Raw genomic sequence first — 423 nt, 5'->3', positions numbered from 1 at the left:
GCACGTCGGGGCGAGTGCCCGCGTCCGCGTGGCGCTGGGCGTAAGCGTGGCGGAAGCCGTACGGGACGACCTGGGTCCGGTCGTAGGCGAGTGGGGCGCCGTCCTCGTCGAGCCGGTCGTCCACGAGTCCCGGGATCAGTTCGTCGATCCAGTTCCGGAAGATCCGGTTGCAGAACTGCGAAGTGTTCAGATGCCCTCGGCGCGGACGGTTGCGCTGCCCGGGCGAGGGAAACAGCCACTGGGCGCAGGCCGGTACGGCCGGTAGCGCCTCGAGCTCCTTCTGCCAGGTTTCGATCAGCTCGGCGGTGCTCTCCGAGATCGGCAGCCGACGGCCGTGGCGTCGCCGTTTGTGGTTGTCGAAGAACAGCGTCGGTTTGCCGTCGACCCGCTCCAGGCAGTCTCGGCGCAGGCTGGTGATCTCGC

The 423-nt window shown here is 68.8% G+C and carries 1 pseudogene; it reads right to left on the bottom strand.

The features are described 5' to 3' along the window. Positions 1-423 (bottom strand): annotated as a pseudogene (locus LPA54_RS39925) (site-specific integrase); the annotation flags it as partial.

It is taken from the genome of Streptomyces sp. DH12, assembly GCF_020873895.1.
Lineage (GTDB): Bacteria > Actinomycetota > Actinomycetes > Streptomycetales > Streptomycetaceae > Streptomyces.
The sequence above is the reverse complement of the archived record's forward strand: the minus strand, read 5'-3'. Positions and strand labels throughout refer to the sequence as shown.